General features: G+C 52.8%; 25 protein-coding genes and 1 tRNA gene. 17 read left to right on the plus strand and 9 right to left on the minus strand.

What is annotated here, in order from left to right; all coding sequences use genetic code 11:
* Nucleotides 1-33 precede the first annotated feature (33 nt).
* Entirely contained in the window at nt 34-762 is a 729-nt protein-coding gene (locus OGX93_RS15960; RefSeq protein ID WP_012135006.1) for a MurR/RpiR family transcriptional regulator, read from the minus strand.
* Between the two features lie 52 nt (nt 763-814).
* On the opposite strand from OGX93_RS15960, the gene yqfB reads away from it, so the two are divergent.
* Nucleotides 815-1,126 carry a N(4)-acetylcytidine aminohydrolase gene (gene yqfB / locus OGX93_RS15965; RefSeq protein WP_286449015.1) on the plus strand — a complete coding sequence of 104 codons (312 nt, stop codon included), beginning with the start codon at nt 815-817 and terminating at the stop codon, nt 1,124-1,126.
* 161 nt (nt 1,127-1,287) lie between these two features.
* Nucleotides 1,288-1,947, plus strand: a complete 660-nt coding sequence (gene trhA / locus OGX93_RS15970; RefSeq protein WP_012135004.1) for a PAQR family membrane homeostasis protein TrhA — start codon at nt 1,288-1,290, stop codon at nt 1,945-1,947.
* Between the two features lie 154 nt (nt 1,948-2,101).
* Here trhA and ygfZ read toward each other — a convergent pair whose 3' ends face one another.
* A complete protein-coding gene (ygfZ, locus tag OGX93_RS15975; RefSeq protein ID WP_286449013.1) occupies nt 2,102-3,082 on the minus strand; it encodes a tRNA-modifying protein YgfZ in 981 nt (326 codons plus the stop codon).
* Between the two features lie 256 nt (nt 3,083-3,338).
* On the opposite strand from ygfZ, the gene sdhE reads away from it, so the two are divergent.
* Together sdhE and OGX93_RS15985 are read left to right on the plus strand one after the other, a co-directional pair.
* Nucleotides 3,339-3,605, plus strand: a complete 267-nt coding sequence (gene sdhE, locus OGX93_RS15980) for an FAD assembly factor SdhE (protein ID WP_024130922.1) — start codon at nt 3,339-3,341, stop codon at nt 3,603-3,605.
* Nucleotides 3,586-3,993: a protein YgfX gene (locus tag OGX93_RS15985; RefSeq protein WP_024130921.1), complete on the plus strand. Its 408-nt coding sequence runs from the start codon at nt 3,586-3,588 to the stop codon at nt 3,991-3,993. The genes sdhE and OGX93_RS15985 overlap by 20 nt, the downstream gene beginning before the upstream one ends.
* A gap of 97 nt (nt 3,994-4,090) precedes the next feature.
* Here the strand turns inward: OGX93_RS15985 and fldB are convergent, their stop codons facing one another.
* Nucleotides 4,091-4,615, minus strand: a complete 525-nt coding sequence (gene fldB / locus OGX93_RS15990; protein ID WP_012134999.1) for a flavodoxin FldB — start codon at nt 4,613-4,615, stop codon at nt 4,091-4,093.
* Between the two features lie 103 nt (nt 4,616-4,718).
* Here fldB and xerD point away from each other — a divergent pair, with 103 nt between their 5' ends.
* The 5 genes from xerD (at nt 4,719) to lysS (ending at nt 10,810) form a co-directional block, all read left to right on the plus strand.
* Nucleotides 4,719-5,615, plus strand: a complete 897-nt coding sequence (xerD, locus tag OGX93_RS15995) for a site-specific tyrosine recombinase XerD (RefSeq protein WP_012134998.1) — start codon at nt 4,719-4,721, stop codon at nt 5,613-5,615.
* A gap of 23 nt (nt 5,616-5,638) precedes the next feature.
* Nucleotides 5,639-6,352, plus strand: coding sequence for a bifunctional protein-disulfide isomerase/oxidoreductase DsbC (gene dsbC / locus OGX93_RS16000; RefSeq protein WP_049008968.1), 714 nt, complete (start codon nt 5,639-5,641; stop codon nt 6,350-6,352).
* A 5-nt stretch (nt 6,353-6,357) separates the two neighbouring features.
* Nucleotides 6,358-8,091, plus strand: coding sequence for a single-stranded-DNA-specific exonuclease RecJ (gene recJ / locus OGX93_RS16005; protein ID WP_286449011.1), 1,734 nt, complete (start codon nt 6,358-6,360; stop codon nt 8,089-8,091).
* A gap of 93 nt (nt 8,092-8,184) precedes the next feature.
* A protein-coding gene (gene prfB / locus OGX93_RS16010; RefSeq protein WP_096753903.1) for a peptide chain release factor 2 occupies nt 8,185-9,283 on the plus strand; the annotation gives its coding sequence in 2 pieces (ribosomal slippage) (nt 8,185-8,259 and nt 8,261-9,283; 1,098 coding nt in all).
* Between the two features lie 9 nt (nt 9,284-9,292).
* Nucleotides 9,293-10,810: a lysine--tRNA ligase gene (lysS, locus tag OGX93_RS16015; RefSeq protein WP_012134993.1), complete on the plus strand. Its 1,518-nt coding sequence runs from the start codon at nt 9,293-9,295 to the stop codon at nt 10,808-10,810.
* 259 nt (nt 10,811-11,069) lie between these two features.
* Here lysS and idi read toward each other — a convergent pair whose 3' ends face one another.
* Complete coding sequence (idi, locus tag OGX93_RS16020) at nt 11,070-11,615, minus strand: isopentenyl-diphosphate Delta-isomerase (RefSeq protein WP_012134992.1); 546 nt, start codon at nt 11,613-11,615, stop codon at nt 11,070-11,072.
* 200 nt (nt 11,616-11,815) lie between these two features.
* Between idi and actS the strand changes: the two genes are divergently transcribed.
* The 5 genes from actS to OGX93_RS16045 all read left to right on the plus strand — a co-directional run bounded on the left by actS (nt 11,816) and on the right by OGX93_RS16045 (nt 14,658).
* The gene (gene actS, locus OGX93_RS16025) at nt 11,816-12,562 is read left to right on the plus strand and encodes an amidase activator ActS (protein WP_058668057.1); all 747 of its coding nucleotides are present in this window, start codon (nt 11,816-11,818) and stop codon (nt 12,560-12,562) included.
* Nucleotides 12,563-12,641: 79 nt separating this feature from the next.
* A tRNA-Gly gene (locus OGX93_RS16030) sits at nt 12,642-12,715 on the plus strand.
* Between the two features lie 441 nt (nt 12,716-13,156).
* A complete protein-coding gene (locus OGX93_RS16035; RefSeq protein WP_110493853.1) occupies nt 13,157-13,672 on the plus strand; it encodes a DUF2778 domain-containing protein in 516 nt (171 codons plus the stop codon).
* A complete protein-coding gene (locus tag OGX93_RS16040; protein WP_115608885.1) occupies nt 13,653-14,171 on the plus strand; it encodes a hypothetical protein in 519 nt (172 codons plus the stop codon). Before OGX93_RS16035 ends, OGX93_RS16040 begins: the two co-directional genes overlap by 20 nt.
* A gap of 1 nt (nt 14,172) precedes the next feature.
* Nucleotides 14,173-14,658, plus strand: coding sequence for an Hcp family type VI secretion system effector (locus OGX93_RS16045; RefSeq protein WP_064910234.1), 486 nt, complete (start codon nt 14,173-14,175; stop codon nt 14,656-14,658).
* Between the two features lie 174 nt (nt 14,659-14,832).
* Here OGX93_RS16045 and OGX93_RS16050 read toward each other — a convergent pair whose 3' ends face one another.
* From OGX93_RS16050 to OGX93_RS16060, 3 genes are read right to left on the minus strand one after another with little or no spacing between them, the layout of a single operon-like run.
* Nucleotides 14,833-15,528 (minus strand): LutC/YkgG family protein, encoded by a 696-nt coding sequence (locus tag OGX93_RS16050; protein ID WP_047461449.1) that lies wholly within the window; start codon nt 15,526-15,528, stop codon nt 14,833-14,835.
* Complete coding sequence (locus OGX93_RS16055; protein WP_012134989.1) at nt 15,521-16,948, minus strand: LutB/LldF family L-lactate oxidation iron-sulfur protein; 1,428 nt, start codon at nt 16,946-16,948, stop codon at nt 15,521-15,523. Before OGX93_RS16055 ends, OGX93_RS16050 begins: the two co-directional genes overlap by 8 nt.
* Nucleotides 16,949-16,958: 10 nt before the next feature.
* The gene (locus OGX93_RS16060; RefSeq protein WP_024130919.1) at nt 16,959-17,678 is read right to left on the minus strand and encodes a (Fe-S)-binding protein; all 720 of its coding nucleotides are present in this window, start codon (nt 17,676-17,678) and stop codon (nt 16,959-16,961) included.
* 492 nt (nt 17,679-18,170) lie between these two features.
* Between OGX93_RS16060 and OGX93_RS16065 the strand changes: the two genes are divergently transcribed.
* The 3 genes from OGX93_RS16065 to OGX93_RS16075 all read left to right on the plus strand — a co-directional run bounded on the left by OGX93_RS16065 (nt 18,171) and on the right by OGX93_RS16075 (nt 20,360).
* On the plus strand, nt 18,171-19,724 hold the full coding sequence (locus OGX93_RS16065; RefSeq protein ID WP_024130918.1) for an L-lactate permease: 1,554 nt from the start codon (nt 18,171-18,173) through the stop codon (nt 19,722-19,724).
* A 121-nt stretch (nt 19,725-19,845) separates the two neighbouring features.
* Nucleotides 19,846-20,076 (plus strand): 4Fe-4S mono-cluster protein YjdI, encoded by a 231-nt coding sequence (gene yjdI / locus OGX93_RS16070; RefSeq protein ID WP_071257888.1) that lies wholly within the window; start codon nt 19,846-19,848, stop codon nt 20,074-20,076.
* A gap of 11 nt (nt 20,077-20,087) precedes the next feature.
* Nucleotides 20,088-20,360 (plus strand): GNAT family N-acetyltransferase, encoded by a 273-nt coding sequence (locus tag OGX93_RS16075; protein ID WP_047463941.1) that lies wholly within the window; start codon nt 20,088-20,090, stop codon nt 20,358-20,360.
* A gap of 13 nt (nt 20,361-20,373) precedes the next feature.
* Here the strand turns inward: OGX93_RS16075 and OGX93_RS16080 are convergent, their stop codons facing one another.
* Nucleotides 20,374-21,156, minus strand: coding sequence for a fimbria/pilus periplasmic chaperone (locus OGX93_RS16080; protein WP_286449010.1), 783 nt, complete (start codon nt 21,154-21,156; stop codon nt 20,374-20,376).
* Nucleotides 21,122-22,459 carry a fimbrial usher protein StbD gene (gene stbD / locus OGX93_RS16085; protein ID WP_286449008.1) on the minus strand — a complete coding sequence of 446 codons (1,338 nt, stop codon included), beginning with the start codon at nt 22,457-22,459 and terminating at the stop codon, nt 21,122-21,124. The genes OGX93_RS16080 and stbD overlap by 35 nt, the downstream gene beginning before the upstream one ends.
* Between the last annotated feature and the right edge of the window lie 2 nt (nt 22,460-22,461).

Below are 22,461 nucleotides of genomic sequence, written 5' to 3' on the forward strand. Positions count from 1 at the left end.
TAATTTGTTACACCCAAAAAACAAATTGTTTTTTTACGCTAATTTTTTCGCCAGCTTACGGCCTAATGATTCAAGAATATAGATAACTGGGATCTGCGTTGTAATATCATAAACGCCAGCAATACGGGTTTGTGGTACATGCCAGGAGAGATTAAAATCAGCCAGCTTTGCCAGCGCCGAGTGTTCATGGCTGGTAATCGACAGCACTTTGCAGTTGTGCAGGCTGAACTGGCTGGCAAAGCGCAGGATCTCCGCAGTCTCTCCCGATACTGAAAGCACAATCGCCAGCGCGTTTTTTGCCATGTCGTTGGTGACCGGAAAATAAGGATCATCAATATGATTACTGAATTTCCCGACGTTAGAGAAAAAACGTGCGCCATATTTTGCCAGCGCGCCGGAAGTTCCTGCGCCGACAAATATAATACGTTCGGAAGATAAAATGATATCGACAGCCTGATCGAGTAATTTATCAAACTCATCGTTATTGACGCTTTTAAAGAAACTGATAATTTCGCTGGCGCCAAAATTAGCCTGTTGCGGCTCATCCTGCTCTAAATATAATTTAAAGCGCACGCGGAATTCAGAGTAGCCGTCACAGTGAAGTTTGCGACAAAAGCGCAGTACGGTGGTGGTGGAAACGCCCACGGCATCAGCCAGTTCGCGAATGGTCATGTACATGACTTTGTCACGGTTTTTGATGACATAGTTGTAGACCAGCATCTCAAGATTGTTGAGACTGGCGATGGCAGCGTGGGAGAACATACTCACAATGGCAAAACTCACTCATCAGACTTCATCTACAGGGAATAATAACATGCAGCCAAATGACATCACTTTTTTTCAGCGTTTCCAGGATGACATTCTGGCCGGACGCAAAACTATCACCATTCGTGACGAGTCCGAATCACACTTCAAAGCCGGGGACATTCTACGGGTTGGACGCTTCGAAGATGAGGGTTACTTCTGCACAATTGAGATTGTTGGCACCTCAACCGTCACGCTGGAGACGCTGACGGAAAAACATGCCCGGCAGGAAAACATGACGCTTGAAGAACTTAAACATGTGATTGCTGGGATTTACCCGGATCAGACGCAATTTTATGTGATTGATTTTAAATGCCTTTGATTTTAATGAACAACTGTTAGTTGAAAAATAAGTTTCAACATCATGATTTACAAGGATTAATCTTAAGTTGATATTTATTTTAGCTAACAGGTGTTCACTGGAACCATTCTCAGTTACGCTAGGAACGCTATCACGATTGTGAACGTTCTTTGGAGTAAGCTATGGTGCAGAAACCATTAATCGCACAGGGATATTCGCTGGCAGAGGAAATTGCCAATAGCATCAGCCACGGTATTGGGTTGGTGTTTGGTATTGTCGGTCTGGTGCTGTTACTGGTTCAGGCGGTAGACGCGAATGCCAGTGCAACGGCCATTACCAGCTACAGCCTGTACGGCGGCAGCATGATCCTGCTGTTTCTTGCTTCAACCCTCTACCACGCGATTCCGCATCAGCGGGCGAAGATCTGGCTGAAAAAATTCGACCACTGCGCTATCTATCTGCTGATTGCCGGAACCTATACGCCGTTTTTGCTGGTAGGGCTGGATTCGCCGCTGGCGCGTGGGCTGATGATTGTCATCTGGAGCCTGGCGCTGCTCGGTATTTTATTCAAGCTGACTATCGCCCACCGGTTTAAGGTTCTCTCGCTGGTAACGTATTTAACGATGGGGTGGCTGTCGCTGATTGTGGTTTATCAACTGGCGATCAAACTGGCGGCGGGAGGCGTGACGCTGCTGGCGGTCGGCGGCGTGGTCTATTCGCTAGGCGTGATTTTCTACGTCTGCAAACGCATTCCCTATAACCATGCAATCTGGCACGGGTTCGTGCTGGGCGGCAGTGTGTGCCACTTTCTGGCGATCTATCTGTATGTAGGGCAGGTCTGACACACTGTTGCCGGATGGCGGCTACGCCTTATCCGGCCTACGAGGGATGGGGCCTGAAACCCAACTGTCGGATGGCGGCTAATACCTTATCCGGCCTACATGGCGCACTGAACCGTAGGCCTGATAAGCGCAGCGCCATCAGGCGTTATTCTTTTCACTCTTCCAGCGAATAGGGCAGCGGTACGATGTGCAGGGTATTCGCATCATCGCGTACGCGAAATACGCTGTCAGCTTCCATATCGTTGTTCATGACCACCTGCACCAGAACCTGGCCGTCATCCAGTTGCACTGCCGCAAGAATGGTGCCGGTACGACGCCAGTTCTCACCCATCTGCAACTCCAGATCTTCTCCGGCTTCCGGTACGCGGCTGGCTTTACCTGCCAGAGACCAGAGCGCGCGTTTGTTCGCACCGCGGAATTTTGCCCGGGCGACCATCTCCTGCCCGCTGTAGCAGCCTTTCTTAAAGCTGATACCGCCCAGCGCCTGTAGGTTGGTTGCCTGCGGTATAAATTGCCCGCTGTTCGCGGAGTCAATGACCGGAATGCCCGCTTCAATATCCAGCGCCAGCCACTGCTGGCTGTTGTTCAGCGCCGCTTCGCCACGCAGTTTTTCAGTCAGGGATTCAGCCGTGGCGACATCCGTAATCAGCAGAAAACGTTCCGCCGGATGTTCAAACCAAAGCAGGGTGGACGCCCCTTCGCTCACGACCTGTTTTTCGCTGTTTGGTAACTCGCTAAAGATATTCGCCAGCGCTGCGCGAGCCTGAAAACCAGCGATACCGAGCAGAACACGCTCATCGTCAGGCGCGATCGCGACTTTAGAGAACACGGCGTATTTTTTCAGCTCGGTCAGTTGGGCCTCGCGCAGAGTACGGCGTTCGATCCAGGCAAAACCGTCGCCGTCGCGGAACAGACGCAGGTTGCTCCACATCTTCCCTTTTGCATCGCAATGGGCGACCAGTAAGTGTTGCTGTTCGGTAAGCTGGTTGACGTCCGCGGTGACCTGACCTTGCATATACTTCTCGCTGTCGGCGCCGGTGATCGAGGCCAGCGCCCAGTCATCGAGAGTGATCAGCGTCAGAGGCAAACGGGCTGACGCGGACGGTTGACGAGGAGGAAAAGGTGTAAAAGCCATAATAATGTCCTGATTTGCTTAACGCAGTAATAGTGACTAATGGTAAAAGAGCTATAGCCCATTGCAAGCGGTTTAAACATCCCATTTGTGCCTTATCGCCCGCTTTGCGAGGCGCGATGCAAAATCGATGAACCCTTTGACTTAATGTGGTTTTATTTGCCGATCATGCTTCCGTTTATGGAGATTCCCGTAAAAGAACATGAAAAACACGTTACAATAGCCGGGTACTTCATTTTCGCGAGACAGGAAGAAGAACATGGATATTAATAACAAAGCACGTATTCATTGGGCATGCCGTCGCGGTATGCGTGAGCTCGACATTTCTATCATGCCGTTTTTCGAACATGAGTACGATAACTTAAGCGATGAAGAAAAATGCATCTTTGTTCGTTTGCTGGAATGCGACGATCCTGATTTATTTAACTGGTTGATGAACCACGGTAAACCGGGTGATGCAGAGCTGGAACAAATGGTGAAACTCATCCAGACACGGAATCGGGAACGTGGTCCTGTGGCAATCTGATTTACGCGTCTCCTGGCGCGCACAATGGCTCTCTTTGCTCATTCATGGGCTTGTCGCCGCATTGGTTTTATTGATGCCCTGGCCATTGAGCTACACGCCGCTCTGGCTGATATTGCTTTCGCTGGTGGTGTTCGACTGTGTGCGCAGTCAGCGGCGGATTAATACCCGGCAGGGCGAAATTAAACTGCTGATGGATGGGCGTTTACGTTGGCAAGGGCAAGACTGGACGATTCAGGGCCCGCCCTGGATGCTTAAAACTGGCATGATGCTGCGTTTGCGCGCCGACAGCGGGAAGCGTCAGCACTTGTGGCTGGCGGCAGACAGCATGGATGACGCCGAGTGGCGGGATTTACGGCGGTTAATGTTGCAACAGGCGACGCAGGGGTAACGCCAACGAAGGCCTGATGGCGCGCAGCTTTAAGGCCTACGGTTCGGTGCGCCATGCAGGCCGGACAGGGCGTTCACGCCGCTATCCGGCAAAACGGTCAGCAGGAATAGTGCTCTGCCATCTCACCGAGAATTTGCTCGCACCAGGCCTGGATGCGCTCATCGCTGAGATCGTACTGGTTGGTTTCATCCAGCGCCAGGCCGACAAAAAGTTGCCCATCGGCAATGACCGGTTTCGGGCTGGTGAACTCATAGCCTTCGGTAGGCCAGTAGCCGACAAATTTAACGCCTTTGGTGACAAGTTTGTCATGCAGCATACCCAGCGCATCCAGGAACCACTCGCCGTAGCCCAACTGGTCGCCCATGCCGTAGAGCGCGACAATTTTGCCTTCCAGCTTGAGATCGTCCAGTTGATTCCAGACGGCTTCCCAGTCTTCCTGTATTTCACCAAAATCCCAGGTCGGAATGCCTAAAATGAGCACATCGTACTGCTCCATTAAGGTCGGAGAGTCATCCTTGAGGTTGTGTAATGTGACCAGTTCCGGGCCAATAATGTCGCGAATTTTTTCCGCTGCCATTTCGGTATAGCAGGTGCTGGAACCATAAAAAAGGCCGATATTCATGACGTACTGCTCTCGATTCTTGCGATGACGATGCGGCTAGTGTACCAGAAAGGCGTCGGCTTCAGGCATAATGGCGTTGATTTAACACGCAGAGGGGCCCGAGATGGATAAGGATCTGGCGCGTATCGAGCAGTTTCTCGATGCCCTGTGGCTGGAGCGTAATCTGGCGGAAAATACGCTGAGCGCGTATCGGCGCGACTTGTCGATGGTGGTCGAATGGTTGCATCATCGTGGAAAAACGCTGGCGACGGTGCAGAGCGATGATTTACAAACGCTGCTGGCGGAACGTATGGATGGCGGGTATAAAGCCACCAGTTCCGCACGATTGTTGAGCGCCACGCGGCGCTTCTTTCAGCATCTGTACCGTGAAAAATTTCGTGAGGACGATCCGAGCGCGCAGCTCGCGTCGCCCAAACTTCCGCAGCGTTTGCCAAAAGATCTCAGCGAAGCACAAGTTGAGAGATTATTACAGTCGCCAGTTGTTGACCAACCGCTGGAATTACGCGACAAAGCAATGCTGGAAGTGCTGTATGCGACGGGCCTGCGCGTTTCTGAGCTGGTCGGGCTGACCATGAGCGATATCAGCCTGCGCCAGGGCGTCGTGCGGGTTATCGGTAAAGGCAATAAAGAACGTCTGGTGCCGTTGGGCGAAGAAGCGGTGTACTGGCTGGAGACGTATCTGGAGCACGGGCGCCCGTGGCTGTTGAACGGCGTGTCGATTGACGTTTTATTTCCCAGCCAGCGGGCGCAACAAATGACGCGTCAGACCTTCTGGCACCGCATTAAACACTATGCCGTGCTGGCGGGAATCGACAGCGAAAAGCTGTCGCCGCACGTTTTGCGTCACGCTTTCGCCACCCATTTGCTGAATCATGGCGCTGACTTACGCGTTGTACAGATGCTGCTTGGGCATAGCGATCTCTCGACCACACAAATTTATACTCATGTCGCAACGGAGCGCTTGCGTCAACTTCATCAACAGCATCACCCGCGAGCGTGAGTGCTGACAGGAAAGGATAGGTTATGAAAAAACGTTTTATGATGTTCACCCTGCTGGCGGCGGCATTTTCGGGAATGGTTCATGCGGACGATGCAGCCATTCGCCAGTCGCTGACTAAGCTGGGCGTGCAGAGCACGGAAATTCAGCCCGCGCCGGTTGCAGGCATGAAAACCGTGCTGACCAACAGCGGCGTGCTGTACGTCACCGACGATGGTAAGCATATTATTCAGGGGCCGATGTATGACGTCAGCGGCGCGTCGCCGGTAAATGTCACCAATCAGTTGCTGATGAAACACCTGAATGCGCTGGAAAAAGAGATGATTGTTTACAAAGCGCCGCAGGAAAAACACGTCATCACCATCTTTACCGACATCACCTGCGGCTACTGTCACAAGCTGCATGAAGAGATGAAAGACTATAACGCGCTGGGGATTACCGTGCGTTATCTGGCCTTCCCGCGCCAGGGGCTGGAAAGCCAGGCCGAGCAGGATATGAAGTCCATCTGGTGCGCGAAAGACCGAAACAAAGCCTTTGATGACGCGATGGCGGGCAAAGGCGTGAAAGCCGCCACCTGCGATATCGATATCGCCAATCATTATGCGCTGGGTGTGCAGTTCGGCGTGAGCGGCACGCCAGCGATTGTGCTGAGTAACGGCTATGTGGTGCCTGGCTATCAGGGGCCGAAAGAGATGAAGGCGTTCCTTGACGCGCACCAGAAACAGACCAGCGGTAAATAATTCGCGTGAAACAACAGATACAACTTCGTCGGCGTGAGGCCGACGAGACAGCTGAGCTGCCTGCTGACCTGCCGCCGTTGCTGCGCCGTTTATACGCCAGCCGGGGCGTACGCAGCGCGCAGGAGCTGGAGCGCAGCGTAAAAGGGATGCTGCCGTGGCAGCAGCTTAGCGGCGTCGAAAAGGCGGTTGAGATCCTCTATAACGCGTTTCGCGAGGGGACTCGCATCGTCGTCGTGGGTGATTTTGACGCGGATGGCGCCACCAGTACGGCGCTTAGCGTCCTCGGTATGCGTTCGCTGGGCTGTAACAATATCAGCTACCTGGTGCCAAACCGTTTTGAAGACGGCTACGGATTAAGCCCGGAAGTGGTCGATCAGGCGCATGCTCGCGGCGCGCAGCTGATTGTGACGGTGGATAACGGTATCTCTTCTCATGCCGGTGTGGAACATGCCAGAGCGTTGGGGATTCCGGTGGTGGTGACCGATCACCACCTGCCGGGCGATACGCTACCTGACGCAGAAGCCATCATTAACCCGAATCTGCGAGATTGCGATTTCCCGTCGAAGTCGCTGGCAGGCGTTGGCGTGGCGTTCTATCTGATGCTGGCGCTGCGCACTTTCCTGCGTGATAAAGGCTGGTTTGATGAGCGTGGCATTACGCCGCCGAATCTGGCGGAACTGCTCGACCTGGTCGCGTTAGGCACGGTGGCGGACGTGGTGCCGCTGGACGCCAATAACCGCATCCTGACGTGGCAGGGGTTGAGCCGTATCCGCGCCGGGAAATGTCGCCCAGGCATTAAGGCGCTGCTTGAGGTGTCGAACCGCGATCCGCAGAAGCTGGCGGCCAGCGATTTAGGCTTTGCGCTGGGGCCGCGTCTGAATGCCGCAGGGCGGCTGGATGATATGTCCGTCGGCGTGGCGTTGCTGCTGTGCGATAACATCGGCGAAGCGCGGGTGTTGGCGAATGAACTGGATGCGCTGAACCAGACGCGTAAAGAGATCGAACAGGGGATGCAGGCGGAAGCGCTGACCCTGTGCGAGAAACTGGAACGCAGCCGTGAAACGCTGCCTGGCGGCCTGGTGATGTATCATCCAGAATGGCATCAGGGCGTGGTCGGCATTCTGGCTTCGCGCATTAAAGAGCGCTTCCATCGCCCGGTGATTGCCTTTGCGCCCGCCGGTGACGGTACGCTGAAAGGTTCCGGTCGTTCCATTCAGGGGCTGCATATGCGCGATGCGCTGGAGCGTCTGGATACGCTGTATCCGGGGATGATGCTCAAATTCGGCGGCCATGCGATGGCGGCAGGATTGTCACTGGAAGAGGCGCAGTTTGAACATTTCCAGCAGCGTTTTGGCGAGCTGGTGACCGAGTGGCTCGACCCATCGCTGCTACAGGGCGAAGTGGTTTCTGACGGCCCGCTGAGCGTGGCTGAGATGACGATGGAAGTGGCGCAACTGCTGCGTGACGCAGGGCCGTGGGGGCAGATGTTCCCGGAACCGCTGTTTGACGGACGTTTTCGCCTGTTGCAGCAGCGGTTGGTCGGCGAACGCCACCTGAAAGTGATGGTCGAACCGGTTGGCGGCGGCCCGCTGCTGGACGGCATTGCGTTTAACGTTGATACCGCCTGCTGGCCGGATAACGGCGTACGCGAAGTTCAGCTTGCCTATAAGCTGGATATCAACGAGTTTCGCGGCAACCGTAGCCTACAGCTGATCATTGATCACCTCTGGCCAAATTGACAACAGTATATTGTATATTAATGAGAGCGCGAATCCGGTAGAATTCCGCTCTTATCACTGCATTTTGACTAGTCCAATAAAAGAAATCAGACCATGTTTGAAATTAACCCGGTAAATAACCGCATTCAGGACCTCACGGAACGCTCTGACGTTCTTAGGGGGTATCTTTGACTACGATGCCAAGAAAGAGCGTCTGGAAGAAGTAAACGCCGAGCTGGAACAGCCGGATGTCTGGAACGAACCCGAACGCGCGCAGGCGCTGGGCAAAGAGCGTTCCTCCCTTGAAGCGATTGTCGACACCCTCGACCAAATGACTCAGGGTCTGGAAGATGTTTCCGGGCTGCTGGAGCTGGCTGTAGAAGCCGACGACGAAGAAACCTTTAACGAAGCCGTAGCTGAACTCGATACGCTGGAAGAAAAGCTGGCGCAGCTGGAATTCCGTCGTATGTTCTCCGGTGAGTATGACAGCGCGGATTGCTACCTCGATATTCAGGCAGGTTCCGGCGGTACTGAAGCGCAGGACTGGGCAAGCATGCTGGAGCGTATGTATCTGCGCTGGGCAGAAGCGCGCGGCTTTAAAACCGAAATTATTGAAGAGTCTGAAGGTGAAGTCGCGGGGATCAAATCCGTCACCATCAAGATTTCCGGCGAATACGCCTATGGCTGGCTGCGTACCGAAACCGGCGTTCATCGCCTGGTGCGTAAGAGCCCGTTCGATTCCGGCGGCCGTCGTCATACCTCGTTCAGCTCCGCGTTCGTCTACCCGGAAGTTGACGATGATATTGATATCGAGATCAACCCGGCAGACCTGCGTATCGACGTTTATCGCGCATCCGGCGCGGGCGGTCAGCACGTTAACCGTACAGAATCTGCGGTACGTATTACGCACATCCCGACCGGGATTGTGACGCAGTGCCAGAACGACCGTTCCCAGCACAAAAACAAAGACCAGGCCATGAAGCAGATGAAAGCGAAGCTTTATGAACTGGAGATGCAGAAGAAAAATGCCGAGAAACAGGCGATGGAAGATAACAAATCCGACATTGGCTGGGGCAGCCAGATTCGTTCTTATGTCCTTGATGACTCCCGCATTAAAGACTTGCGTACCGGGGTTGAGACCCGCAACACGCAGGCGGTGCTGGATGGCAGCCTGGATCAATTTATCGAAGCAAGTTTGAAAGCAGGGTTATGAGGAACCAACATGTCTGAACAACACGCACAGGGCGCTGACGCGGTAACCGATCTTAACAATGAACTGAAAACGCGCCGCGAGAAGCTGGCTAGCCTGCGCGAGCAGGGTATCCCGTTCCCGAATGATTTCCGTCGCGATCACACCTCAGACCAACTGCACGCTGACTTCGACGCGAAAGAGAACGAAGAACTGGAAGCGCTGAACATCGAAGTGTCCGTTGCGGGCCGTATGATGACCCGTCGTATTATGGGTAAAGCGTCTTTCGTTACGTTGCAGGATGTCGGCGGCCGTATTCAGCTGTACGTTGCCCGTGACGATCTGCCGGAAGGCGTTTACAACGAGCAGTTCAAAAAATGGGATCTGGGCGATATCCTCGGCGCGAAAGGGAAGCTGTTCAAGACCAAAACCGGTGAGCTGTCCATCCACTGCACCGAACTGCGTCTGCTGACCAAAGCGCTACGTCCGCTGCCGGATAAATTCCACGGCTTGCAGGATCAGGAAGCGCGCTATCGCCAGCGTTACCTGGATCTCATCTCTAACGATGAATCCCGTAACACCTTTAAAGTCCGTTCACAGATTATGGCGGGTATTCGTCAGTTCATGGTGGGCCGCGGCTTTATGGAAGTAGAAACCCCGATGATGCAGGTGATTCCTGGCGGTGCGGCAGCACGTCCGTTTATCACCCATCACAACGCGCTGGATCTGGACATGTACCTGCGTATCGCGCCGGAACTGTACCTGAAGCGTCTGGTGGTTGGCGGCTTCGAGCGTGTGTTCGAAATCAACCGTAACTTCCGTAACGAAGGGATCTCCGTTCGTCATAACCCAGAGTTCACCATGATGGAACTCTATATGGCGTATGCGGACTATAAAGACCTGATCGAACTGACCGAATCGCTGTTCCGTACGCTGGCGCAGGATATCCTGGGCAAAACTGAAGTGCCTTACGGCGATGAAGTGTTCGACTTCGGCAAGCCGTTCGAAAAACTGACCATGCGCGAGGCTATCAAGAAATACCGTCCTGAAACGGATATGGCCGATCTGGATAATTTCGACTCCGCCAAAGCGATCGCTGAATCTATCGGCATCAAGGTTGAGAAAAGCTGGGGCCTGGGCCGCATCGTAACTGAGATCTTCGAAGAAGTGGCGGAAGCGCACCTGATTCAGCCGACCTTCATTACCGAATATCCGGCAGAGGTTTCTCCGCTGGCGCGCCGTAACGACGTGAACCCGGAAATCACCGACCGCTTTGAATTCTTCATCGGCGGCCGTGAAATCGGTAACGGCTTTAGCGAGCTGAACGATGCAGAAGATCAGGCGCAGCGTTTCCAGGATCAGGTTAACGCGAAAGAAGCTGGTGACGACGAAGCGATGTTCTACGACGAAGACTACGTTACCGCTCTGGAGCACGGCCTGCCGCCGACAGCGGGTCTGGGAATTGGTATCGACCGTATGGTAATGCTGTTCACCAACAGCCACACCATCCGCGACGTGATTCTGTTCCCGGCGATGCGTCCGGTAAAATAAGACGTGGGATGCCGGATGGCGGCTTCGCCTTATCCGGCCTACGTTTTGCACTTCTGTAGGCCCGGTAAGCGCAGTGCCACCGGGCACAAAGCCGGATGGCGGCTTCACCTTATCCGGCCTACGATTTGCACCTCTGTAGGCCCGGTAAGCGCAGCGCCACCGGGCACAAAGCCGGATGGCGGCTTTGCCTTATCCGGCCTACGTTTTGCTCCTCTGTAGGCCCGGTAAGCACAGCGCCACCGGGCACAAAGCCAGTAAATTACCCCTGGTTATACTCCCGCAACAACTCACGCGCCTTGTCGTCAGACGCCTGCAACACCATCCACGGACTGAACGCCCACGGCGCTGCGCTCAATGCTTGCAGTACGGTTTCCAGGCCGCTCCACTGGTAATCCATCACTTCATCCGGGTTTACCTGTAGCGCACTGGTCACCTGCGCGGCGTATACCGGACAGACCTCATTTTCCACGATGCCATTCGGGTCAGTTGCCCGATAGCGAAAATCTGGATAGACGGGCGTCAGGTTGGTAATTTCGACGCCAAGCTCAAAACGGCTGCGTCGGATAATTGCCGCTTCAGTGCTTTCTCCCTGCTGTGGGTGTCCGCATACTGAGTTGGTCCAGACTCCCGGCCACGCTTTTTTACTGAGTGAGCGGCGAGTGACCAGCAATTGCCCCTGCGCGTTAAACAACCAGCATGAGAAGGCGAGATGTAAAAGGGTATCAGAGGTATGAGCCGCATATTTCTCCAGTATGCCGTCAGGATTACCCTGCTCATCCAGCAATATGACATGTTCCCCGGTCATAAAAACTCCTGAATATGAAAATAGCCGCATACTGCTGCAAGCCATATACTCTGGCAACTAGCGTAGTCTATATAGGGTGGAAAGGCATTACCAAAAGTAGCGGTGGCAAGAAGGATATATCGTGACACCGATGGCAATACATTGGGCATCTGGCTTTTGGCTGCTATGATAAGGCGTTTGAAATGTTGCGAGGAATAGTTTTGAGTGCAGGACGCCTGAACAACAAGAGCCTGAGTATTGTGATGCTGCTTTGTGCAGGCTTGCTTTTAGCGGGCTGCTCCAGCAATCAATCTTCTGATTCGGGTTCCGTCTATACCGTTAAGCGGGGAGATACGCTCTACCGCATTTCGCGCACGACGGGAACCAGCGTGAAAGAACTTGCCCGCCTGAACGGTATTTCCCCGCCTTACACCATTGAGGTAGGGCAAAAACTGAAACTGGGCGGCGGGGCAAAGCGTTCCGGTTCATCGCGTGCGACCACGGCGAAATCCTCTACGAAAACGGCGGCAGTCAGACCGTCCTCTTCTGTGCCGCAATCTTCCTGGCCTCCGGTAGGGCAGCGTTGCTGGCGCTGGCCTGCCAGCGGCAAAGTCATTTTGCCTTATTCAACGGCGGAAGGCGGCAACAAAGGCATTGATATATCCGCCGCGCGCGGCACGCCGATTTATGCGGCAGGGGCAGGGAAGGTGGTCTATGTCGGCAACCAGTTACGCGGTTACGGGAACCTCATCATGATTAAACATAATGAGGATTACATCACCGCTTATGCCCACAACGACACGCTGTTAGTTAACAACGGGCAGAGCGTGAAAGCCGGGCAGAAAATCGCCACAATGGGGAGCACTGATGCGGATTCCGTTCGCTTGCACTTCCAGATTCGCTACCGCGCAACAGCGATTGATCCTCTGCGTTATTTACCGCCGCAGGGGAGCAAACCAAAATGCTGACGGTGAATTAATCGCCAGTCAGTGAGCAAGTACCTTGTCAATAAGAGCGTAAGGTTTATAATGCCTTACGCATCTCGAAGCGGGCGTAGTTCAATGGTAGAACGAGAGCTTCCCAAGCTCTATACGAGGGTTCGATTCCCTTCGCCCGCTCCAGATCTCTCCCCTTGTGGCAAAACTTCTATAAAACTCGTTTTGCTTTCAACAACTTACTTAACATAAGCTGTCGTGATCGTTCTACCATTGAACGACGAAGTACCAACAAGAGGTATATTGTCTCTTACACCAGACTGATCACACGCATTCAAGCCCGATGTGCGGCCTTATGAGCCACGTAAACAGGTTTAGTACCTACAAACGACATGTAGGCTCTATCAGCGTTTCAGCCACGCTCCCGCAAGGGTACACGGTTATTCTGATAAGGTGTGATCCCTCTAACAGTCTGATGAAGTCGCTACGCTTGTTGCTGTATCACTAACGGGGCTTTATGGCTGCTATTGTCTGAAAATCAGAGGCTTCTCGGAAGAAAACCTTCCTATGTCCAATTGCTTAGGAGTACGATAAGCCAACAAATCATTATAGATAAAAGGGTTATCTGTGGCTCTACATGGAAAGTTCGTAATTAATGATGCGTACTACTCCCCTTTATCGTTTCCTGGTGTAGGCACGTTTTTAGCTTTCTCTGGTAATGGTGCTTACCGTAACCGTGGGGCATGTGGAATGATCCCCAAAGAGGGGCCAGTACCAGCGGGTAAATACTGGATTGTTGACCGCCCTCAAGGTGGACTCAAGTCACAGCTAAACGCAGGGGTGAGAGACATTTATAATCACTTCGCCAGTGGCGCAACATTCAAACATTCCGAATGGTTCGCATTATGGCGTGATGATTGGGGGAACGACGATTACACATGGATTGAGAACGTTAAGCGTGGCAATTTCCGTTTGCATCCAGGCGTACTATCAGAAGGTTGTATCACTCTCCCACATGATTCTGATTTTGCCATGTTGCGTAATGCTCTGTTGAGAACCCGAAAAATAGATGTTCCTTGCATGAGGAAGCTACAGGCATACGGCACGATTGAGGTGATCGCCAATGGCAAAACATGCCCTTAGTTTGTTCATCAAGATAGTGCTGTTCGCTGTTGTTATGCTGATCGTTGCTAAAATGGTTCCGTATGAGGGATTAGTTAATTCTATTACGGGGCTTTTCGATTTCCAGAGTGCCGACAAGTTTACCCGCTTCATTTTGGGTGAACCTGATTTAGAAGTTTGGGAATCGTTAGGCGACTATTTTAGCATCTTAATTAACACATTAATCAGCGTACCTGTCATGAGTGCCATTATCACGGCGTACAGTGGCGTGACACACAAAGTTAGTCCAGCAGGTATCCCCAGAGAGTGGGGCAGTTCTACGTTGCGGCGGTTAGCTAAAATCTTCGGGTTTACCTTCCTGTTTTGGGCGTTGTTTCGCTTGCTGCCTTATCAGTCTTTATTCCCAGATCAAACGTATTCAAATTTCACAATGGCTGCGATTGTGGGCTTTCAGTTGCTCTTAACGATTGTTTGCTACTGGTTCATCACGAAGAAAATCACAACTAAAAGGAGTTTGTAAAATGCCTATTCCGGCTTACATGTGGCTTAAAGACGATGGCGGCGCAGACATTAAAGGATCTGTAGACGTTCAGGATCGTGAGGGGAGTATAGAAATTGTTGGCTTTAGTCATGGTCTGAACATTCCAGTAGACAGTGCCAACGGTAAGATCACTGGCAAGCGTTCACATTCTCCGATGATGATTGAAAAGGAGTTTGATAGCTCCAGCCCGTATCTATACAAAGCCGTTGCCACTGGTCAAACGTTGAAAAGTGCGGAGATTCGCTGGTATCGAATTAACCATGCAGGACAAGAAGAGTGTTACTTCGTCATGACCATTGAGGGCGTGAAAGTGACGGGCATTAATCCAGGGATGCCAAACGCTAAAATGGCAGGGAACTCGCAGATCAACCACATGGAATCTGTTTCCCTGATGTATGACAAAATCACCTGGCGTTATGTTGATGGTAATGTCCAGTATACGGACGATTGGAACGTAAGAGCGTAACATGCACCAAGTTTTGTTAATAAATCCATGGGATTACGAGATCTTTGGAACGGGGGTGATTTCCCTTCGCCCGCTCCAGCTTCAAGTTTCCTGAACTCCGCATTCAACTCCCAACAGGATTAACTGCCCGCTATTATGGCGTCCGTGCCAGTAGTGCGGTCATTAACAGCCGTGTCAACAATCTTCAATAATCAGATATACCGCCTTAACCGGGCCATGCACGCCGACCACCTTGATCAGTTCGATATCCGCCGTTGAGCTGGGTCCACTGATGATGTTAATACACGATGGCATGCGTTCACCGGCCTGCGCTTTCTGATGCAGTTTTTCCGCCAGTTGTGCCACGCGCGGCAGAATGGTGCTCTTGCGTAGCACGAAAATCGAGGACTCCGGCAGCAGGCTTAATGAACGCCCGCGCTCCGGCGCGGAAAACAGCACCACGCCGCCCGATTCCGTTAAGCCGTATTCGGCATACACTACACCGACTTTCGCTTGTTCGGCCTGGGTAACATTCTCTGCTCCCCGGGCCGGGGCCCAGACCACGGCGTTGCATTCCTGCTGCAAGCGTTCGGTGATCCCCAGTTCAACCAGTCGGCTATCGCCGCTGAGCACCACCGATTTATGCCCCAGTTCTTCACACAGGCGTAACGCCGCTTCCGGCGCCTGCGCTTCGCTGGTCAGTTCGCAGCGTACCAGCATGACATCGCTCGCAAACTGGATAAACGCGTCGCAGCGCTGCTGCTGGCTAAGTTCGGTCAGTCGCTCGTTCGCATAGTTGTTAACCGGCAGCGTATCTGCCTGCGGTTCGAATCGCAGCGGGCGGCCCAGCGCCTGGGCGATGGTGTTTAAAAACGCGCTACGGTTATCCATTCTTTTTCTCCTCTGCCTGATGTTTCTTAAACCAGCTACGGAAACTCTCTCCGTCAGCATCAGGGAGATCTCGCGCCTCCATCCAGTCACCAATAGCGCCGACTTTAAGCGGCGTTTTACCGCCATTAATAAACCAGCTTGCCGCATGGGCGCCCGCCATCATCCCGACTTTCCACAGCCCAGGATGGCTATTGGCATAAGCGAACATTTTGATCGCCCGTCGCTCGGCTTTCGGGGTAATGCCCTCTTCGGCCATCACTCGGCGATGGCGCAGGATCAGTTTTGACAGCGGAATGCGCACCGGGCAGACGCTGTCGCAGGCCGTGCATAATGAACAGGCATACGGCAGATCTTTAAAATCCTTATAACCGCCGAGCAGCGGGGAAATCACCGCGCCGATAGGGCCGGGATAGATAGAGCCATAGCCGTGTCCACCAATGTGGCGGTATGCCGGGCAGGTGTTCATACAGGCTCCGCAGCGAATGCAGCGCAGCACGTCGCGAAATTCAGAACCGAGTACCTGGGAGCGCCCGTTATCCACGATAACCAGATGGAACTCTTCCGGCCCGTCAACGTGGCCAGCCTCGCGCGGGCCGGTCAGCCAGGTGTTATAACCCGTCAAACGTGCGCCAACGGCGCTGCGCGCCAGCATGGTGATCAGTACATCCACGTCGGCAAAGGTGGGGGCGATACGCTCCATCCCCATCACCGCAATGTGCGTTTTCGGCAGCGTGGTACACATCCGCGCATTGCCTTCGTTGGTCACCAGGCACACCGATCCGGTTTCCGCCACGGCGAAATTACAGCCGGTAATACCGATTTCAGCGCTGAGGAAATCCTCGCGGATCTTCTGGCGGATGAATAAGGTCATCGCTTCTGGCGTTTCCGGGCCGTCATAGCCCAGACGTTCATGCAGCACGCGGCGGATCTGATAGCGATCCTTATGGATTGCCGGAACCACAACGTGTGAAGGCGGGTCCTGATCCAACTGGAGAATATATTCGCCCAGATCGGTTTCGATCACCTGAATTCCGGCATCCTGCAATACATGATTGACGCCAATCTCTTCGGTCACCATCGACTTGGACTTCACTACCTTGCGCGCGTTTTTACTTTGGGCGACCTGTAAAATGTAGCGGGTGGCTTCTTCTTTGGTTTTGGCGAAATAGACGTGTCCGCCGTTTTCCGTCACTTTCTCGGTGAGTTGATACAGGTAAGCGTCGAGATTACTCAGAACATGGTCGCGGATCTGGCTGGCACGGTCACGCCATTCGTCCCAGTGCCCTAATTCATCGACCATTTTTTGCCGATTCGCGCCGATACGCTCCTGCGCATTGGCCACGGCTTTGCGCATGATCGGATCTTCAATTTGCTGACGAATGCGCAGTTTAAATTCTACATCGCTGGTTTTTATCGACATCTCTTTCCCCTCAGCGGCTCATCAGCACTTCAGCAATATGCATCACTTTGACCGGCTGGCCTTCCCGTTGCAGTCGACCGCCAATGTTCAGCAGGCAGCTGACGTCTGCGCCAATCAAATATTCAGGCCGGGCATCCATCAGGTGTAAGACTTTCTCTTTCACCATCTCGCCGGATATTTCGGCCATTTTGACCGAGAACGTCCCGCCAAATCCGCAGCAGGTATCCTGATCGGCAAACGTCAACAGCTCCAGCCCGCGCACATTTTTCAGTAGCGTGAGCGGTTCTTCCTTCACTCCCAGCTTGCGGGTCAGGCTACAGGATGGGTGATAGACAGCTCTGCCCTGAAGGCTGGCTCCCACATCCACCACACCCAGTTTATTAACGATAAAGGAGGTGAGATCCTGCATGCGCGCGGCGACCTTTTCCGCACGTAACGCCCATTCAGGCTCATCGACCAGATATGTTGGGTAGCTTTTTACCGCGTAGGTACAGGAGCCAGCAGGAGAGATAATCGGGTCGTCGTTGTCTTCCAGCGCTGCGATCAGGTTTTTCATCCCCGGGATCGCTTCTTTGATGTAGCCGCTGTTGATGGCTGGCTGGCCGCAACACCCTTGCTTCTCAGGGAAATTAACGCGGCAGCCCAGTTTTTCCAGCAGCAATACGGAGTCTCGGGCCATCCGTGATTTCAGCGCGTCACCAATACAGGTAACAAAGAAATTTACATTCACAATCAATGCTCCATTGCTTCACTTCTATTTAGCCCCGATGGCAACCGGCCACCGGGTCATAAATCAATAATAAAAACGACCATTGTTTTTCGGTTTATCCTACTCTATGTTCATTTGTATGACAAAATAGAATAATCCACCAATCAATACCCATATGCAATACCCGGGTTTATTTATTTCGGCATCGCTCACATTTTTATAATGAAAACTACAGCGATGTGAACGTCCGAAAAATAGTTTCAAGTGATTACTAATTTCGTCAATATCATTATTAAACAGGTTGTTAAATAACTATTTATAGGTATCTGCCTTGCTCTTAAGTATATTTGCCTGGCATTGAATTTTAATTAAAAGATTACAATAGTTACAAAACTACAAATCATAATTACTTTATTCACTGAAGCGATTCAGTTTACATATTTCATTTGACCGGCAATGTAGCCTCCCCACCATAAATATAAATCAGGTTTAATGAACCAATCAGGAATAGTAATGAACGAATATTTTATGTTTGCCCTGGCACTTTCTCCTTTGCTGCTTATGGTATTTTTAATTCTGAAATTGAAAATGCCCATCCATTATTCAGTTTTGATTTCGCTGGCATTCACTGCCGCGCTGTCTGCAATATTCTGGGACATGCCAGTACAAAATCTTAAAGCCTCGATGGGTTATGGCGCACTGAAAGGATTATGGCCGATCGTGATTGTGATCCTCGGCGCTATATTCAGTTATAACGTCATGCAGGCGACCAAAGCGCTGGATATTCTCCGCGATATTCTCGCCAGTATTAGCGAAGATAAGCGTATTCAGGTACTGCTGATTTCGTGGTGTTTCGGTGGATTCCTTGAAGCGGCTGCCGGGTACGGTACGGCGGTCGCGATACCTATCGGTATTCTCATCGCGCTGGGATTCAACCCACTGAAGGCAGCAATTGCTTCACTTGTGGCCAACACCGTACCCACGGCGTTCGGGGCGGTTGGTATTCCGGTCTCTATCCTGGCTGAACAGGTTAATCTGCCGGTTTACACCTTAGGCGGAACGATTATTCTGCAATTAGCCCTTTTTAATATCCTGCTGCCGTTTGTCATAATTTGCATTATTGGCGGTGGCCTGAAAGCCATTCGCGGCGTGTTCCTTATTACGCTGCTTTGCGGTATCACAACGCTTGTTCCGCAGTATTTTGTCGCCATACATCTCGGGGCAGAATTACCCGCTTTTGCCGGCAGCCTGGTCAGTCTTTTTGCCGTCGCAATTGCCAGCCGCCTGCGCAAAGGGAAAACAGATCCCGAGTGGCGCATTGAAGTCAGCCACACCCGTGAAACGACGCCGCGCTCGGCGAAAGTGCTGTTCCGGGTCGGTTCTATCTATCTGTTTATTTTTGTCTTTATTCTGCTGTGCTCGCCGTTATTTCCAACGATAAAAGCGGCGGCTTCTCAGTTGGCTTCGGTGCTGCATTTTACGCTGGCCGATGGCAAAACGCTGGCGCTGAAAGTTGAATGGGTCACCACGCCCGGAATGTTGATTATCTTTGCGACCATTATTGGCGGTTTTATTCAGGGGGCATCAGCACGCGGTATGCTGGAAGTGTTTATCAAAACCGTGTTCCAGCTTAAAAATTCCATTGTCGCGATTATGGCGATCGTCGCCCTGGCAACGGTAATGGATCTTAGTGGTATTATCTCCACGCTGGCCCAGTCGATTGTCGATCTGACCGGAAGCTCGTACGTTTTTCTCGCTCCGGTGATTGGCGCGCTGGGAACGTTTGTTACCGGCAGCGACACCAACTCGAATATTCTGTTTGGCAAACTACAAACCATTGCCGCCAGTAAATTAAATATTGATCCAAACTGGCTGGCTGCGGCAAATACCTCCGGCGCAACAGGCGGGAAAATGATTTCACCGCAAAGTATCGCCATTGCGGTTTCGGCAACCAAAATGGAAGGACAGGCGAATCAGATAATGTCCGGCACTATGAAGTACTGCTGTGCCTATATTGTAATCCTTGGATTAAAAGTTGGTCTCTTTTATTACTGGTTTATGACTTAACGTTATTTTGCGCAACGACGACTGCTCATCAACTGGCAAATGCCTCTGTTTTCCTGTAGCCACGCCACTTTGACGGGGCTATGCTTACTAGCGAAAACATAACAATTACAGAGGCAATGTCATGGATCAGGAACTACTGGATGCGGGTTACCGGGCCTATACCGGCGAGAAAATCGATGTCTATTTCAATACGGCCATTTGTCAGCACTCGGGTAATTGCGTGCGCGGTAGTGCGAAGCTCTTTAATCTGAAACGTAAGCCGTGGATCATCCCGGATGAAGTGGATGTGGCAACGGTTGTGCATGTTATTGATACCTGTCCGAGCGGCGCGCTGAAATACCGCCAGAAATAAGTGAGGAAATGATGGAGATACTCGAAGGCCACAACAAATTTTATGTGAATGATGCTGCGGGTAATCAGGTCGCCGAAATCGTATTTGTACCGACGGGCGAACATCTGAGCATTATTGAGCATACGGATGTCGATCCCAGCCTGAAGGGGCAGGGCGTCGGTAAACAGCTTGTCGCGAAGGTGGTTGAAAAGATGCGCCAGGAGAACCGCAAGGTTATTCCACTTTGTCCTTTCGCCAAACATGAGTTTGATAAAACGCGCGAGTATGACGATATCCGCGCCTGATGCGTTTTACCGGTCATCGCCGTGGGTTTCTGCCCACGGTATTTTCCGGCGTTTCGCTGTTTATTATCGGTTTCTCATAAACCCAGCGATTACCGTGGTCGTTGATAAGCTCGTATCTGACGGTACGACAATGTCCTGCCTTCCCGGATAATGCTAGCGGTTGTGAAGACAGCGGAGCGATCATCAGCGGCGTTGCGCTGGTGTTGTCGCACGCCAGCGCTGCCAGCGTGATGTACCACGGCGTCGGGTTATTGACATAAAGCTGCGCCTCCTGCGGCTGGAATGTGAAGGTCAGCCGTTCGCCATCCTGCTCTCTCAATGGCCCAACGCCCTGTGGACGAATAAACACTTTCATGCGGATGCGCAGCGGCATAACGAGTTTTTGCCGCGTTTTCGCATCCTGATCGGTCATCGGCGGGATCTGGTAGATATTCAGCCAGTAAAGCGACTCCCGCTCGCGCGCTAACCCAGGTTTCTCTGCGAGCTGTAACTTTACCGTCCGAATTTCCGTCGGCTGCATTTTGAATACGGGCGGTATCGCGACGATGGGCGTGATGGTCTCAGCAGGCTGACTCAGCGGATCGCCTTCATCCGTCCAGATTTGAACCAGGGCAGGGTGCTGCGCTGAATTTGCCAGCGCCAGCGAATAATGGCTCTCTCCGGCGTTAAAAATAACGCGAGTCACTTCCGTATTGACCACGGCCCGTGCGGGGGGCGCCGTCCATCCTGTCCAGACGATAAGAAGCGTGTATGTGGGCCAGTTACTGAAAACTGACCACCACCTGGAGCTGTGCATAGACCGTTCCTGCTGTTACGTTTTCCCCCGGAATCGCTTCCAGAGAGGCGGTAAAGTCGCCGCTGTAGAGGCTGGTTGAGCCGCTGGCGGTTTGCGTGGTCAGATCCTGATAGCCGTACCAGCCGCCCGCGTTGCCCGTGGCTGTGGCTATTTGGTTGGGCAGAAGATTCAGCGCATTGCCATTTTGCTTGTCGCTGTAGAGGCGAATGCCGACGCCTGATGCAACGCCGTTTACGCCATAATGATTGTCGAGTAGCCATGTATAGGCGCCGGAACCGGTCTTGAGGCCCAACTGAGAGGCCGCATTGGCTGCGGTGGGATTGCTGACCAGGAATCCCATCGCTACATATGCTCTTAAGCTGGTGGACGCCGTCGTGCCGGACAACGCCCCGGTTTCGCATTCGACGCTAATGCTAAAAGGAGCCTGACTGCTGCCGCCGCTGATGAGTTCGCCAACGCTGGTAGGCGGTAACCTGACAATGGCGGGGTAGTCGTTGACCCGGCAGGCGGCGCCGCGCACGAACACGGTCTGGCTGGTTAACGTCCAGCCGCCGGGCCACTGCGCCGCGCCCCAGCCGCTATAGTTGGTTCGGCTGTCAGCGCCCTCGAAAAGCCCTGAACTCATGCCGCCGCCGTGGAAAGCGATATAGCCTGCCGGTCCCGCGTAGGGATAGGTATAACGGTTGGAACCATCAACGCCTCTGGCGCTGTCATCAACCCGAAACAGTTCAACAAATACGTCGCTAAAGGCGCTGGCAGGAATGTAGATATAGGTGCCGTCATTGAACATTTCACTTTCCGGGATTGCGCGCGCTTTCCAGTAACGGGAGTAATATTCTCCGGTTTTTAGATTGGTCAGCCTGACCGCCACGTTTTTAACGTAGGTGTAGTAAGCGCCGTCGATTCCCGGTACGTCGACCATGCCTCCCCAGTAATCGTCGCCGTTGGTGGCGTAGTATTCATATACCTGGCCGATTTCGGAAACGGTACAGCGAAACATAATCTGATTGGCCGTGACGCCCTGCGTTCGTCCATTGGGGACGAAACTGGCAGCGGCGCTGCCCAGCAACGTGCCTTCGCTCTGAAATCCCGCCCCGTTGCTTAAGGTAATGACGCCGGGCAAGCCCAGTTTCCCTTTTACATCGCCGTCCCCCACGCCGCCCCAACTGGCGCCCACATAGCCTGCGTCTTTCGCCGCCTGAGAAAGGGGGCTGGCTGACGTGACCTTGATGCAGGCGGACAAGGCAGGATGCGCAACCATGCCGCTGAATAACAGGCCGTAAAAGAGCTGTCTGATTTTCATAT

The organism is Citrobacter sp. CK195 (genome assembly GCF_030333365.1).
GTDB lineage: Bacteria > Pseudomonadota > Gammaproteobacteria > Enterobacterales > Enterobacteriaceae > Citrobacter_B > Citrobacter_B koseri.